The 14,274-nt window shown below is 57.7% G+C and carries 19 protein-coding genes; 11 read left to right on the top strand and 8 right to left on the bottom strand.

The features are described 5' to 3' along the window. Positions 1–14: 14 nt before the first annotated feature. From ACR0JX_RS09320 to ACR0JX_RS09310, 3 genes are all read right to left on the bottom strand, one after another. Positions 15–377: an EF-hand domain-containing protein gene (locus ACR0JX_RS09320; protein ID WP_480543394.1), complete on the bottom strand. Its 363-nt coding sequence runs from the start codon at positions 375–377 to the stop codon at positions 15–17. Continuing rightward, positions 371–616: a glycine zipper 2TM domain-containing protein gene (locus ACR0JX_RS09315; protein ID WP_480543392.1), complete on the bottom strand. Its 246-nt coding sequence runs from the start codon at positions 614–616 to the stop codon at positions 371–373. Before ACR0JX_RS09315 ends, ACR0JX_RS09320 begins: the two co-directional genes overlap by 7 nt. Before the next feature lie 103 nt (positions 617–719). Continuing rightward, the gene (locus ACR0JX_RS09310) at positions 720–1,205 is read right to left on the bottom strand and encodes a redoxin family protein (RefSeq protein WP_480543390.1); all 486 of its coding nucleotides are present in this window, start codon (positions 1,203–1,205) and stop codon (positions 720–722) included. A 99-nt stretch (positions 1,206–1,304) separates the two neighbouring features. On the opposite strand from ACR0JX_RS09310, the gene ACR0JX_RS09305 reads away from it, so the two are divergent. From ACR0JX_RS09305 to ACR0JX_RS09290, 4 genes are all read left to right on the top strand, one after another. Further along, positions 1,305–2,516, top strand: coding sequence for an NAD(P)/FAD-dependent oxidoreductase (locus tag ACR0JX_RS09305; protein WP_480543388.1), 1,212 nt, complete (start codon positions 1,305–1,307; stop codon positions 2,514–2,516). Beyond that, positions 2,513–3,073: a 16S rRNA (guanine(966)-N(2))-methyltransferase RsmD gene (rsmD, locus tag ACR0JX_RS09300; RefSeq protein WP_480543386.1), complete on the top strand. Its 561-nt coding sequence runs from the start codon at positions 2,513–2,515 to the stop codon at positions 3,071–3,073. The genes ACR0JX_RS09305 and rsmD overlap by 4 nt, the downstream gene beginning before the upstream one ends. Positions 3,074–3,159: 86 nt before the next feature. Beyond that, complete coding sequence (locus ACR0JX_RS09295; RefSeq protein ID WP_480543384.1) at positions 3,160–3,795, top strand: HAD family hydrolase; 636 nt, start codon at positions 3,160–3,162, stop codon at positions 3,793–3,795. Positions 3,796–3,818: 23 nt separating this feature from the next. Continuing rightward, entirely contained in the window at positions 3,819–3,998 is a 180-nt protein-coding gene (locus tag ACR0JX_RS09290) for a hypothetical protein (protein ID WP_480543382.1), read from the top strand. On the opposite strand, the gene map is transcribed toward ACR0JX_RS09290, so the two are convergent. From map to sfsA, 3 genes are all read right to left on the bottom strand, one after another. Beyond that, positions 3,986–4,798 (bottom strand): type I methionyl aminopeptidase, encoded by an 813-nt coding sequence (map, locus tag ACR0JX_RS09285; RefSeq protein WP_480543380.1) that lies wholly within the window; start codon positions 4,796–4,798, stop codon positions 3,986–3,988. The two genes, ACR0JX_RS09290 and map, sit on opposite strands and share 13 nt — an antisense overlap. A 139-nt stretch (positions 4,799–4,937) precedes the next feature. Next, on the bottom strand, positions 4,938–5,465 hold the full coding sequence (locus tag ACR0JX_RS09280) for a GNAT family N-acetyltransferase (protein ID WP_480543378.1): 528 nt from the start codon (positions 5,463–5,465) through the stop codon (positions 4,938–4,940). A gap of 63 nt (positions 5,466–5,528) precedes the next feature. Further along, entirely contained in the window at positions 5,529–6,245 is a 717-nt protein-coding gene (sfsA, locus tag ACR0JX_RS09275; protein ID WP_480543376.1) for a DNA/RNA nuclease SfsA, read from the bottom strand. Positions 6,246–6,294: 49 nt separating this feature from the next. Between sfsA and ACR0JX_RS09270 the strand changes: the two genes are divergently transcribed. From ACR0JX_RS09270 to ACR0JX_RS09255, 4 genes are read left to right on the top strand one after another with little or no spacing between them, the layout of a single operon-like run. After that, the gene (locus ACR0JX_RS09270) at positions 6,295–7,017 is read left to right on the top strand and encodes a competence/damage-inducible protein A (protein ID WP_480543374.1); all 723 of its coding nucleotides are present in this window, start codon (positions 6,295–6,297) and stop codon (positions 7,015–7,017) included. Continuing rightward, on the top strand, positions 7,014–7,724 hold the full coding sequence (locus tag ACR0JX_RS09265; protein WP_480543372.1) for a GNAT family N-acetyltransferase: 711 nt from the start codon (positions 7,014–7,016) through the stop codon (positions 7,722–7,724). The genes ACR0JX_RS09270 and ACR0JX_RS09265 overlap by 4 nt, the downstream gene beginning before the upstream one ends. Before the next feature lie 31 nt (positions 7,725–7,755). Continuing rightward, on the top strand, positions 7,756–8,313 hold the full coding sequence (locus tag ACR0JX_RS09260) for a peroxidase-related enzyme (RefSeq protein WP_480543751.1): 558 nt from the start codon (positions 7,756–7,758) through the stop codon (positions 8,311–8,313). Then, positions 8,310–9,212 (top strand): OmpA family protein, encoded by a 903-nt coding sequence (locus ACR0JX_RS09255; protein ID WP_480543370.1) that lies wholly within the window; start codon positions 8,310–8,312, stop codon positions 9,210–9,212. Before ACR0JX_RS09260 ends, ACR0JX_RS09255 begins: the two co-directional genes overlap by 4 nt. Positions 9,213–9,289: 77 nt before the next feature. On the opposite strand, the gene ACR0JX_RS09250 is transcribed toward ACR0JX_RS09255, so the two are convergent. Next, positions 9,290–10,195: a LysR family transcriptional regulator gene (locus tag ACR0JX_RS09250; protein WP_170533810.1), complete on the bottom strand. Its 906-nt coding sequence runs from the start codon at positions 10,193–10,195 to the stop codon at positions 9,290–9,292. A 226-nt stretch (positions 10,196–10,421) separates the two neighbouring features. Here ACR0JX_RS09250 and ACR0JX_RS09245 point away from each other — a divergent pair, with 226 nt between their 5' ends. Together ACR0JX_RS09245 and ACR0JX_RS09240 are read left to right on the top strand one after the other, a co-directional pair. Then, complete coding sequence (locus tag ACR0JX_RS09245) at positions 10,422–10,862, top strand: DUF4399 domain-containing protein (protein WP_480543368.1); 441 nt, start codon at positions 10,422–10,424, stop codon at positions 10,860–10,862. A 73-nt stretch (positions 10,863–10,935) separates the two neighbouring features. Next, positions 10,936–11,544 carry a LysE family translocator gene (locus ACR0JX_RS09240; RefSeq protein WP_480543366.1) on the top strand — a complete coding sequence of 203 codons (609 nt, stop codon included), beginning with the start codon at positions 10,936–10,938 and terminating at the stop codon, positions 11,542–11,544. 6 nt (positions 11,545–11,550) lie between these two features. Here ACR0JX_RS09240 and ACR0JX_RS09235 read toward each other — a convergent pair whose 3' ends face one another. Beyond that, positions 11,551–13,578: a 2,4-dienoyl-CoA reductase FMN-binding domain-containing protein gene (locus tag ACR0JX_RS09235; RefSeq protein WP_480543364.1), complete on the bottom strand. Its 2,028-nt coding sequence runs from the start codon at positions 13,576–13,578 to the stop codon at positions 11,551–11,553. Between the two features lie 136 nt (positions 13,579–13,714). Between ACR0JX_RS09235 and ACR0JX_RS09230 the strand changes: the two genes are divergently transcribed. Continuing rightward, the gene (locus tag ACR0JX_RS09230; RefSeq protein WP_480543362.1) at positions 13,715–14,200 is read left to right on the top strand and encodes an RNA pyrophosphohydrolase; all 486 of its coding nucleotides are present in this window, start codon (positions 13,715–13,717) and stop codon (positions 14,198–14,200) included. Positions 14,201–14,274: the final 74 nt, after the last annotated feature.

Raw genomic sequence — 14,274 nt, 5'->3', positions numbered from 1 at the left:
TGTTCAGAGTTGGCCTAGTCCAGTTGGCCGTTTCCGTCCTGATCCGCAGTGGTGAAATCATTGCCCATCTGCGCGTCGTATTCTGCCCTTGAGATAAAGCTATCGCCGTTCCGGTCAACGTTTTGAAACTGTTTGATGTCCAGAAACGGCTTGGCCTCATCCAATCCCAGCGTGCCGTTCTTGTCCTCGTCCATCGTCTGAAACGCGTAGTCGGAAAAGGCGTTGAACTCGTCCTTGGACAGGAACCCGTCATTATTGGCATCAATAGCACGCAATTCGTTTTCGTGTAGCTCGGCCACGTTTTCGGCATTGGCCGCAGCGGCAAACGCAACGGACGCGATGAAAACAAGCGGTTTCATTTTCAGTGCTTTCAACATGCGAACCTCTGCCCTTCGATACCACCCGCAGCAGCGCCGGCCGCAGTCAGAATGGTTTTGCCGGAGCCGCCCCCGAACTGATTGCCGATTGCGCCGCCGATCAACGCGCCACCCAATGTGCCACCAAGGCAGGCGATTTCGTGCTGGCGTGCGGCTTGTTGTTGCGGGGTCGGGGCTGGGCCGCAGGCTGCCAAAACGCCTACGCAGACAGCGCAAAGGGTTAAAAATCTGAGTTTCATCAATCAACTCCCGTGTTTATGCGCCAAGTATTCGCACAACGGGGCGTTGTCGCAAGTTAACTAGGGTTCATCTGGCCCCGACCTCGGCCGGGGCCAGATCGGTTCAGATTGCGTCCAGCAGCGCCTCGCCAGCCGAAACTTCGCACACCCCTGGGTTTTCTTCCAGGTTCAGCGCGACCACCTTGCCGTTCTCGACCAGCATCGCATAGCGTTTGGACCGCGCGATCAGGCCTACGGGCGGTGCATCGAAATCCATGCCAAGGGCTTTGGTGAATTCCGATGTGGCATCGCCAAGCATGGTCAGCCCCGCCGCAGCGGCGCCGGTGGATTCGCCCCAGGCATGCATGACAAACGGGTCGTTGACAGAAATGCAGATCACCTCGTCTACACCCTTTGCGTCGAACTGATCCTTGGTCCGGATAAAGCTGGGCACATGGGCGGTGGTGCAGGTGCCGGTATAGGCACCGGGAACGGCGAAGATCACCACTTTCCGGCCTTTGGTTTTGTCGGAAATCCGCACCTCTTCCGGGCCGTCAGCACCCATTTGGGTCAACGTGGCATCGGGCAGCGTGTCACCTGTTGAAATCATTTCTTACCTCCTGTCGTTTGGATTTGCAGAGTCGGGCTTTGCCGCAATATAGGTGGTCGCGTGGATGAGACCACGGTAATTCGACAGGGTGGGAGGAACATGAGCCATATTGTCGTGATCGGTGCCGGACAAGCAGGCGCTTCGCTTGTCGCGCGGCTGCGCAAAGACGGGTTTGATGGTGACATCACCCTGATCGGGGCTGAACCGCATCTGCCCTATCAGCGCCCGCCCCTCTCCAAGGCTTATCTGTTGGGTGAAATGGAATTGGAGCGTCTTTTCCTGCGGCCCGAGAGCTTCTATGCCGACAACAATATCACTTTGCGTTTGGGGCAGCGTGTCACCGCAATTGATCCGCAGGCCAAGACGGTGACGGTTGGCGATGATGCCATTTCCTACGACGAACTGGCGCTAACTACTGGATCGGATCCGCGCTATCTTCCCGCCTCGATTGGGGGTGATCTGCAAGGCGTTCATGTGGTGCGCGATCTGGCGCATATCGATGAGATGGAGCCTCGTGTCACTGAGGGCGCACGCGCGTTGATCGTGGGTGGCGGCTATATAGGGCTTGAGGCCGCGGCCGTCTGCGCCAAGCGCGGGGTCAAAGTGACTCTGGTCGAGATGGCCGAGCGCATCTTGCAACGCGTTGCTGCGAAGGAAACCAGCGACTATTTCCGCGCATTGCACAGCGAATACGGTGCGGATATCCGTGAAGGCGTTGGGTTGGATCGGTTGGTCGGTGACAACGGCAGAGTGGTCGGAGCGTTTTTGACGGACGGGTCCGAGATCGAGGTGGATTTCGTTGTTGTCGGTGTTGGAATCGCCCCGTCGACGCAACTGGCCGAGATGGCGGGGCTGGAACTGGACAACGGGATTAAAACCGACGCCCACGGCCGCACCTCTGACCCGTCGATCTGGGCGGCAGGCGATTGTGCATCCTTCCCGCATGGCGAAGGGCGTATTCGTCTAGAGAGCGTCCCAAACGCTATCGATCAGGCCGAGATCGTTGCTCAGAACATGCTGGGTGCCGCCAAGGACTACACTGCAACGCCGTGGTTCTGGTCGGATCAGTATGACGTCAAGCTGCAGATTGCCGGGCTGAACACAGGGTATGACCGCGTGGTAACCCGCAAGGGTGAAGGCGCGACAGTGTCCTTCTGGTACTACAAGGGCGATAAGCTAATCGCGGTCGACGCCATGAACGACCCTCGCGCCTACATGGTTGGCAAACGCCTGATCGATGCGGGCAAGACGGCTGATCCTTCCGTGGTGGCGGACCCGGAAGCGGACCTGAAGCCGCTGCTTAAGGCGTGAGGATCATTGCCGGAGACTTCCGGGGCCGTGCCTTGACGTCGGTCGGCAAAGGCGATGCGGGCGCGCATCTGCGCCCCACCACCGACCGAGTGCGCGAAAGCCTGTTCAATGTTCTGACGCATCAGATCGATTTCAATGGTCTGCGCGTGTTGGACCTGTTTGCAGGCACCGGCGCATTGGGGCTTGAGGCGCTGTCGCGTGGGGCAGCGCATGTCACGTTTGTGGATGACGGTCGAGTTGCACAGGGTTTGATCCGCAAGAATATCGAACTGACACACAGTGCTGATCGTACCGAATTGGTCCGTCGGGACGCGACGCGGCTGGGCGACAACCCATACGCCCCTTATGATCTGATTTTTCTGGACCCGCCCTATGGCAAGTCGCTGGGCCAAAAGGCGGTGGCTGCCCTGACCGCCGGTGGATGGGTGGCTGATGACGCCTTGTTGGTCTGGGAGGAAAACGCACCCATGGCAGCGCCTGATGGGTTCAGCCGGTCCGACAGCCGGAAGTATGGAGATACTCATATCTCCTTGATATGGCGCAATGTTTCAAACTGAAACCTGTTGCGCGAATTGATGCCGCTTGCCGATTTGCGCATTAACCTGCGCTCGGGTACGGCGATTGAAAAGCAGACGGAGGCTTTATGCACGATCTGGTCATTTTCGATTGCGATGGCGTTCTGGTCGACAGTGAGCCGCTGTCCAATCAGGTTTTGGTAGACAACCTTGCCCGCTATGGACTGGACCTGACTCTGGAAGACAGCGTTGGTTTTTTCTTGGGCGGTACAATGGCTGGCGTGCGCGACAAAGCACGTGCGCTGGGGGCTGATTTACCCGACGACTGGATCGATGAAGTCTATTCGGAAACCTACGCGCGTCTGCGTCAGGGCGTGGCATTGATGCCGGGTATTCGGGACTTGCTTGATCGGCTCGACCACCACGGTATCCCATTCTGCGTGGCCTCAAATGGCAGTCCGGACAAGATGGCGATCACACTGGGGCAAAACGGGCTTTGGGACCGGTTTCAGGGTGCCATGTTCTCAGCCCACCAACTGGGGACAGCAAAACCGGACCCAGAGATGTTTCTGTTGGCGGCGAAGCAGTTCGACGCATCCAAACCCGTCGTGATTGAAGACAGCCAGAATGGTGTGACTGCCGCGGTACGCGCGGGCATGCGGTGCCTTGCCTTTGTACCAGAGGGTCATGGTGTCAAACTGGCGGAGATCGGGGCAGAGGTTTTTCACAACATGACCGAGGTGCCGGGTCTTTTGGGAATTTGACACAACCGTGCTAGTGTCGGGTTATGGACCGCGTACTGAACCCACCGATCTGGTCATTTTCGCAGGATGCTGACGTCACCCCTGCGCCCGAGCGTAAGCCGATGCGCGCACCTGTTTTCATTCACGACGCGATAATCCCTTGGCGAGATGAAACGCTGTTGCTCAAGCTGCTACGCGATCAGGCCGTCGATCAGGACGAATAGGTCGGATGGTACTTCCCGCCGGGTGACAGGGTGAAAATCTCTACCCCATCGGCTGTCACACCCACTGAATGCTCAAACTGCGCGGACAAGGATTTGTCGCGGGTTACGGCGGTCCAGTCATCGGCCAGCGTTTTGGTTTCCGGGCGGCCTAGATTGACCATCGGTTCGATGGTGAAGAACATGCCTTCTTCCAGAACCGCACCGGTTCCCGGACGCCCGTAATGCAGGACGTTTGGCGGTGCATGGAACACACGGCCCAACCCGTGGCCGCAAAAATCGCGGACAACGCTCATCCGGTGCGCCTCAACATAAGCCTGAATGGCGTGGCCGATATCACCGAACGTGTTGCCGGGCTTGACCATTTCGATGCCCTTGAACAGCGCGTCATGGGTGACCTGAATCAGACGCTCGGCCTTGCGAGGCAGTTTTCCTGCAACATACATGCGCGAAGTGTCACCGAACCAACCATCGACAACGACGGTCACGTCGATATTAAGGATATCGCCATCTTTCAGCTTCTTATCGCCGGGAATGCCGTGGCAAACCACGTGGTTTACACTGATGCAGCTGGCGTGCTGATAGCCTTTGTAGCCGATGGTTGCTGAGGTCGCGCCTGCATCCTCGACCATCTGCGTAATCAACCCGTCAAGCGCGCCGGTTGTCTGTCCGGGAAACACATGATCGGCAATATCGTCGAGTATCCGCGCAGCCAAGGCCCCTGCCGCATGCATGCCGGCAAAGTCACCCTGTTCATAGATACGGATGCCGTCTTTCGTCATACGGCCGCGATGCTCTTTCATCGACGCTAAGCTCCAAATGTGTCGCGCAGCACTCTATTTACGCTGCTTGTGCAGAAAGTTCCAGAGGGCGCGGGGCTGTGGCTCCTAAATTGGCGGGTGTGTCGCAGTGTTCAAGTATCGCCAGCAAGGGCGTGTTGCCTTAAATTTCTTTCACGAAGTAGTGCATATGCGGGCGCAGCATAGGTTGGTCTTTGTAGGTTGTCGTCTCAATTGCTTCATCGACTTCGACAAAGCCCAGTTTTGGATAAAGGCTGCGCATTTCAACATTGGGTGTAAGCGTATCGGCGACCAATCGTGTCAGACCCATCGCGCGCGCGGCCTGTTCTCGGGCTTCGATCAGCGCTTTTCCGGTACCTGTTCCTCTTGCGCTCTCAACAACAAAGACTCTCTTGAGTTCACCAGTCTGGTCATCAAGCCGTTTCAGCATACCACATCCGATGATTTCACCCGTGGCATCTCGCGCCACAACGACGCAGCCGTTCGGAGGCAGATAGTCGTTCGAATTGGCCCAGAATTCGGCCATTGCGCTTTCGGGTGCGGCCGGGTCAATGTCGAAACCCATATCCTGCATTCGTTGGACGATGAGGCGATAATACTGCGATAAAATGCTACTGAATGCGTCCTTTTCCGGTAACTCGGTACAGGTTTCAATTGATACTTCTACCATCAGGGGGCTCCTAGCTGGCCGCACTGGCTTTTGCCTCGAACAGGTTTCACCGACATCCTGCGATCATATCTTGGTTTCGGATCCGATGCAGGCATTTGTATCAACCCAAACGCCCTCGGGCGTTATCCGAGTGCCATAGGCCAACCGTTCCACTCCTTTCACCTGTGCAGCCTTAAACGCCGCCGCATAGGCTGGATCAATGTCTGCGGCCAGCGCGAAGCGGTCGCAATCGGTGCGTTGCACCAGATATAGCAAGATCGCCCGGTGCCCTTGCTCGACCATCTCGGCCAGCTCGCCCAGATGTTTGGTGCCGCGTGCGGTCACGCTGTCGGGGAACTCGGCCAGACCGGTTTGGCGGGACAGGGTGACGCTTTTTACCTCTACATAAGCATCGGGTAAGCCGGGCCTGGATAGCAGAAAATCGATGCGGCTGTTTTGGCCGTATTTAACCTCGGCCCGAACGGTATCATAAGCGGCCAGTTCGGGAATCTCACCCGATTGCAACGCCAAACGCAGGGCTTTGTTGGGCACGGATGTATCGACCCCGGTGAAATGTCCGTTCTCATGATCGACCAGCCGCCAGCCGTATTTCAGCTTTTTCTTTGGATCGTCGTTGGGCTCTAGCCAGATTTTCTGCCCGGGCTCTGCCAGCCCCATCATCGAACCGGGATTGGCGCAATGGGCGGTGACCTCGCGGCCGTCCTCCAGTGTGCAATCGGCCAGAAAGCGTTTGTAGCGGCGGATCAGGCGGGCGGGGACAAGAGGGGTTTCAAATCGCATAGCCTAGGGCCTATACCTGCCCCAAAGGTCGATCAAGAGGGGACGTTCCATGGCCAATCCAACCGCTGCAATGCTGGTGATCGGGGATGAGATTCTGTCCGGTCGAACGCGCGATGCGAATATGCATTACCTTGCTGGGGAACTGACCAAGCACGGCATCGACCTGAACGAGGTGCGCATTGTCAGCGATGATGCCCCGGCGATTGAGGCCGCTGTTAAGGCGTTGTCCGACAGCTATGACACTGTGTTCACCAGCGGCGGTATCGGCCCGACCCATGATGACATCACCGCCGACTGCATCGCGCGGGCCTTTGGGGCGCATATTGGTGTGCGAGACGATGCACGTGCTCTGTTGCAAGCACATTATGACAAATCAAGGTTGGAACTGAACGAAGCGCGCCTGCGCATGGCCCGTATCCCGGATGGGGCGGTTCTGATTGATAATCCGGTCTCAACTGCGCCGGGATTTACCATTGGAAACGTCCATGTCATGGCCGGTGTGCCGTCGGTGTTTCAGGCCATGGTGGCCAGCGTTTTGCCCAAGCTCACCGGAGGCAGCCCGCTCTTGTCTCAGACCCTGCGTGTGGACCGGGGGGAGGGCGATATCGCGGCAACCTTGGCCTCTCTGGCAGAAACCTACGATGATCTGTCGATTGGCTGCTACCCGTTCCAGATCAACGGAGTTTTCGGCGCAAATGTCGTGATCCGGGGGACCGACGGCGCGCGGATCGACGCTGCCATGACCCAACTGGCAAAAGAGCTAGACTTGTGAGCGTCAATTGGGCCGAGGTTGTCGATGGCACCTGGCCTGCTGCCAGCTATAAGCAGTTAGGTCCGTTTCAACTGCGCCAAGGGCAGGGGGGCGGATCGCGGGTTTCGGCAGCCAGCGCCATCGGCCCGGTCAGTGAAGCGGATATTGATGCGGCAGAACAGGCGATGCTGGCCATGGGGCAAAGGCGTATCTTCTGCCTGCGTCCGGGTGACGAGGCGTTGGATGCCCAGCTTGCAGCGCGCGGCTATCAGGTGCTGGACCCGGTTAACATATACGTCTGTCCTGTCTCACAACTCACAGACCGCGCGATCCCACTGGTCACGGTTTTCCAGATTTGGGAACCCTTAGCGATCATGCGGGAAATTTGGGCAACCGGCGGCATCGGCCCCGAACGGGTGGCGATCATGGAACGTGCCAAAGGCCCCAAAACCAGCCTGCTCTTGCGTCATTCGGATCAACCTTGCGGAGCTGCATTTGTGGCGATGCATGATGACATCGCCATGCTGCATGCGCTTGAAATTCTGCCAGATCACCGACGGCAGGGTATGGGCGAATGGACGATGCGGGCCGCTGCGATCTGGGCGCGTGACAACGGCGCGCAAACGCTCAGCGTGATCTGCACCAAGGCGAACCAAGGGGCAAATGGTCTCTACCGCGCGCTTGGGATGGAGATCGTGGGCGAATACCATTACCGTCAGCTTATCTGACGAAGAGAGGCCCCCCGTGACACAACAAGATATGCCTACCGCGCTGGACCTGCCTATGGTCGATCCGCTGCCGTCCGAGACGCAGAAATACTTTGATATCTGTGTCGAGAAACTGGGCATGGTGCCGAATGTGCTGAAGGCTTACGCGTTCGATATTGATAAGCTCAACGCTTTCACCACCATGTATAACGACCTGATGCTGGCCGATAGCGGATTGTCCAAACTGGAACGTGAGATGATTGCGGTTGTCGTGTCGTCGATCAACAAATGCTTCTATTGCCTCGTTGCCCATGGTGCAGCGGTGCGGCAATTGTCTAGTAATCCGCAATTGGGAGAGATGCTGGCGATGAACTATCGCGTCGCGCCTCTCGATACGCGTCAGCGTGCCATGCTGGATTTTGCGGCCAAAATGACCAAGGCCAGCGCCGAGATTGAAGAGCCTGACCGCCAGCACTTGCGCGATGTGGGGTTCAGTGATCGTGACATCTGGGACATCGCCAATGTGGCCGGCTTCTTCAACATGTCCAACCGGGTCGCCAGTGCCACCGCCATGGCGCCAAATTCAGAATATCACGCGCAATTTCGATGATCCGAACGCTGATATTTGTCTTTTTGGTCCTCGCGGGACCTTTGGCTGCGCAAGAGCTGACCTTGCCGCAGACGGCACAGCAGATCAGTGACCGCAGTTCGGCCTTGGACAGCTATGATCTGCCAACCGGGCCGTTTGCAGATGGGGCTGTGCCATCACGGACCGTTGAAGGGCAGGTTGAGCGATACACATGGCGCCTGCAGGCCGGGTCAAGCACGACCCTGCAGTTGCTAGCCCCGTTGCGGGATCAGATCGAAGCGCAAGGATATGACATCCTTTTCGAATGCGAGGCGCGCGTTTGTGGCGGCTTTGACTTTCGGTTTGGAACCGAGGTCGTCCCCACGCCCGACATGTATGTTGCGATTCAGGATTACCGGTTTCTGGCAGCACAGAAAGGGCAAACCGTGCTAAGCCTGCTGGTCAGCCGGGATACGCCCGACGGCTATGTGCAAATGGTCCGCGTCACCCCTGTTGACGCGCCCGCACCCGCGCCAATCGTTGTCGACCAATCCGTCGATGGGGCCCAAGGCCTCTTGGCCGAGCTGCAGCAAAACGGGCACGTCATTCTGGACGACCTGCATTTCCGCACGGGTGAAGTGGCGCTGGGGGACGGTCGGTTTGCCTCGCTTGCCCTACTGGCCGGATTTCTGACAGATAATCCAGGCCTGCGTTTGGCGCTGGTTGGCAACACCGATGACACTGGCGATTTAGATGCCAACATTCGGGTCAGCACACGCCGGGCCGAGGCGGTTCGTAGCCGGTTGATCGAAGCTTATGGCGTCGCGGCTGACCGGATTGAAGCGCAGGGCGTGGGTTATCTTGCCCCGATAACCTCGAACGCGACGCCCGAAGGGCGAGACCTGAACCGCCGGGTCGAGGCCGTTTTGCTTGTCAATTAGGCTCGGTCTAGCCTGGTCAGAGACAAAAAAAGACCCGCACATTTCTGCACGGGCCGTTCCAGTTCACAGGGAGAAACTTACCAATCCATCGGACCCTTCTCGTTGAAGGATTCGACCAGAAAATCAATGAATGCGCGCACTTTCGGCTGGGTAAAGCGGCCGGGAGGATAGACCGCATATACCCCCTGCACCTCATCCGGTAGCGATGGCATGGCATCCAGCACAAGGCCAGATTTCAACGCATCCGCATACAGGTAGCTGGGCAGGTGGGCGATGCCCAAGCCCGAAATCGCGGCATTCAAAAGGGACTGTCCGTCATTCACACTTAGCCAGCCGGCGGTGCGGACCTGCCGTTTTTCACCCGAAGGCGCGGTCAGTTTCCACACACTGCCCGAGGATTGGCTGGAGTAGTGCAGCAGTTTGTGTTCGTTCAGATCGTCGATCTTTTGCGGGCGTCCGAACTTTTCGATGTAACTGGGTGCCGCAACCATGCGTTTGACGGTTTCTGTCAACTTGCGGGCGCGAAGGGTGCTGTCTTCCAGTTCTCCAATGCGGACCGCCACGTCAAAGCCTTCGGATATCAGCTCAACATATCGGTTATTCAAAACCATGTTCACGGTGATGTCGGGATAGGCTGACAGAAATTCGGACAGGACAGGCGACAGGTGATTGACGCCAAAATCGGTCGCAACGCTGATGCGCAGCAGGCCCGATGGTGCCGATTGCATCGAAGTGACCAGCGCATCCGCCTCGCCCGCATCATTCAGAACGCGGCGCGCGCGGTCATAATAGGCCAGCCCGATCTCGGTTGGTGAAACCCGGCGCGTCGTGCGGTTCAACAGCCGTGCACCCAGCCGCGCCTCAAGGCTCGACACGTGTTTCGACACTGCCGATTTGGAGATACCCATCTTCTTGGCCGCATCGGTGAAGCCACCTTGGTCCACCACGTTGGCGAAGGCTTCCATTTCGGTCAGTCGATCCATACTCGTTCCCCAGGTCTTGCTCTCGAAGGTGATATTGGTTCCGAATCTGGGCGGAAACGGGGCAGACATGGGATAATATCAGGGTTTTGAATCGGATCGTTTGCAGTTCAGAAACGCGGAAACAGTGGTTTCCGATCCGTCAGCATCGGCGATAAGCACCGAATTCTACATAATTTCGCGTTTGTGCTATGGTTAGAATGGCAATTTTGTGACCTGGGAGGAGTTAATGAAATCGTTTCTATTCACCGCCGCGTTCTGTCTGAGCGCAAGTTTTGTCTGGGCTGGGGGTGAGACCCCTTCGAATCCCGATGCCAAGGTCTATTTTGTGAATCTTGCGGATGGCGACAGCGTTCAATCTCCGGTCACGGTGGTCTTTGGCCTCAGCGGAATGGGTGTCGCGCCTGCAGGAACTGAGGCTGAGAATACAGGCCATCACCACCTGCTGATCAACCGCCCACCGATTGGTGAGGGCGAAGACGGCGCGGATGAGTTGGCCTATGGCCTGCCCGCCGACGACAATCATATGCATTTTGGCGGCGGCCAGACTGAGGTGACATTGGACCTGCCTGCCGGGCAGCATACGCTGCAACTGGTGCTGGGGGATGCGGGCCACGTGCCGCATAATCCACCTGTGGTGTCCGAGGTGATCACGATTACCGTGGAATAAGCGGCGCGTTCGCGGCCACTGTTTACATCCCATCAGAAGTGATGAACTCTGCGCAGACCAGCCGGAGGGTTCCATGTCGCTTGAGTTTCTATTCACGTCTTTGATCGTTGTGCTATTGCCCGGTACGGGTGTGATCTACACGTTGGCGATTGGCCTTGGGCGTGGGTTCCGCGCCAGCGTCGCGGCAGCGGTTGGGTGTACCATTGGTATCCTTCCAGCGGCTTTGGCAAGCATCGTTGGTCTGGCGGCACTGTTACATACAAGCGCTTTGGCCTTTCAGGTGCTCAAATACCTTGGAGTGTTGTACCTGTTCTATATGGCTTGGGGAATTTTCCGCGACGGCGGTGCGATGGAAGTGAATGCCAATAAATCCACCCGAAGCTACCTTAAGATCGCCGTGACCGGCACGTTGATCAACGTGTTGAATCCCAAACTGTCGCTGTTCTTTCTAGCCTTCCTGCCTCAGTTCGTACCAACTGACACAGCCCATGCGGGTCTGGCGCTGGTTCAACTTGCCGCCGTCTTTATGGTAATGACGTTTGTTGTTTTTGTTGTGTATGGCGCATGTGCTGCGTTTGCACGTGACTATATCGTCCACCGCCCATCGGTCATGGCATGGATCAAACGCTGCTTTGCCACAACTTTTGGTGCGCTTGGGGTCAAGCTTGCCCTATCTGACTGACAGCGCCTAAAGCGCTGCCGCCAGTCTTGTCCCCTGATTGATCGCCCGTTTGGCATCCAGTTCGGCCGCCACGTCAGCGCCGCCGATTACATGCGGGGTAATCCCGCGATCAATCAGTGCATCGGCGAGGCTCCGGTCCGAGACCTGACCTGCGCACAGGACAATCGTGTCCGCCGCAATCACCGTGGGGTCGGCGCGCTCTTCGCCAAAGCTGACATGCAGGCCATCTTCGTCGATCCGCTCGTAGTTCACGCCGCCAACAAAATTGACATCCTTCATCTTCAGCGTCGCGCGGTGAATCCAACCAGTGGTCTTGCCCAAACCCTTGCCATGCGCCTGTTTCTTGCGTTGTAGCAGGGTGATCTGACGGGCTGGCGCTTCGGGCTGTGGTCCTTCGGGTGCAAGGCCCGAGCGGTGCTCGGCAGGGTCTGTCACGCCCCATTCTTTCATCCAAAGCGGCAGATCGGTGGTGGTGCTGTGCCCGTCTTCGAGCAGGAATTCAGAGACGTCAAACCCGATGCCGCCAGCGCCGATCACAGCCGCTGATTTCCCGACCTCGACCTTGTCGCGCAACACGTCGATATAGCTGAGCACATTGTCCCGATCCTGACCAGGGATTTCCGGATCGCGAGGGGTAACGCCGGTGGCGATGACCACTTCATCAAAGGCGGTCAGGTCATCCACGCTGACCTCGCGGTTCAGTTCCACGTTTACGCCCAGATCGTCCATCATGGTGCGGTACCAATCGACAAGGCCCCAGAACTCCTCTTTCCCAGGAACCTGTTTGGCCATGTTGAGTTGCCCGCCGACCTCGGGCGCGCGGTCGAACAGGGTTACGCAGTGGCCGCGCTGGGCCGCAGTCATCGCAGTAGACAGGCCTGCCGGACCCGCCCCAACGATTGCGACGGATTTTGGTGCTTCGGCTTTCTCGATCAACAATTCGGTTTCGTGGCAGGCGCGCGGGTTGACCAGGCACGACGTCAGCTTGCCGCTGAACGTGTGATCCAGACAGGCCTGATTGCAGGCAATGCACGGCGCGATTTGAGTCGACTGCCCGGCGATGGCCTTGTTTACAAAATCCGCATCCGCCAGCATTGGTCGCGCCAATGAAACCATGTCGGCGCAGCCGGTTGCCAGAACCTCTTCGGCCACTTCGGGCGTGTTGATCCGGTTCGAGGTAATGACCGGGATCGATACCTTGCCCATCAGCTTCTTGGTCACCCACGCAAAGGCCGCGCGTGGAACGCTGGTTGCAATGGTTGGTATGCGCGCCTCATGCCAACCGATACCGGTATTGATGATCGTGGCACCGGCCTTTTCAATCTTTTGTGCCAGTTGCACAACCTCGTCATGGGTCGAGCCATTGGGCACCAGATCGATCATCGACAGGCGGTAGATGATGATGAAATCTGTGCCCACAGCCGCGCGCGTGCGGCGCACCACCTCAATCGGTAGGCGCATGCGGTTTTCATAAGAACCGCCCCAGCGATCCTCGCGCTTATTGGTATGAGTCACCAGAAACTGGTTCAGGAAGTAACCCTCGGACCCCATGATCTCGACGCCATCATAGCCAGCCTTTTGCGCCAGAACCGCAGCATTCACGATGTCGTTGATCTGTTTCTCAATGCCGTCTTCGTCCAGCTCATGAGGGGGGAAAGGAGAAATCGGGGATTTCACCGGGCTGGGGGCAACGCATTTCGGGCCATAGGCATAGCGCCCTGCGTGCAGGATTTGCATTGCGATTTTGCCACCTGCTTCATGCACGCGCTGCGTCACGATAGAATGGTTCGCTACTTCCTTATCATTGGTCATCATCGATGCGCCGGGCAGAACCGAGCCTTCGAGGTTTGGACCGATGCCGCCTGTCACCATCAAAGCCACGCCGCCGCGCGCCCGGTCTGCGTAGAACTCGGCCACGCGGTTCCAGTCACCGGTTTCTTCCAGCCCGGTATGCATCGAGCCCATCAGCACGCGGTTCTTCAGCGTGGTAAAGCCCAGATCCAGCGGGGCCAGCATGTTTGGGTACGCAGTCATGGCGAAACTCTCCCTCCCGAAGTTGCGAACTAAATTGACCTGCACGTCACCTTTGTCACGCGAAACCTAACGTCACCCCCTTTGCGGGCGCTTGTACCCTTGTTAGAGGTTGGCCGGACAAGTGACGAGGCCACATATGACCCCTGATGAGATTGCCAAACTGCCCTATCGCCCCTGCGTTGGGCTGATGCTGATGAATGCCGACGGCAGGATTTTTGTGGGTATGCGAAACGACGGCCCACAAGACGCATGGCAGATGCCGCAGGGTGGGGTGGACAAGGGTGAAGACCCGCGCGATGCGGCCCTGCGCGAGCTTTGGGAAGAAACCGGGGTGACCGCTGACCTGGTCGAGATCATCGCCGAAACCGACGGCTGGCTGCCCTATGATCTGCCGCACGAGATTGTGCCGAAGATCTGGAAAGGCCGTTATCGGGGGCAAGAGCAGAAGTGGTTCCTGCTGCGTTTCAAGGGGACCGATGATCAGATCAATATCGCCACGGATCATCCCGAATTCACCCAGTGGAAATGGCAAGCGCCGAACCAGTTGGTGAACGAGATCGTGCCATTCAAACGTGATGTCTACGAACAGGTTCTGAGCGCGTTCAAAGCCTATCTGTCTTGAACGCACCCTTTGCGCGAGGCCTAACGTTAGGGAAGGTTGGACATTTCCCGGGCTGGTGGTTAGCGCGGAGATGG

Source organism: Ruegeria sp. AH7 (genome assembly GCF_056541325.1).
This window is presented reverse-complemented; position numbering and strand designations above follow the sequence as displayed.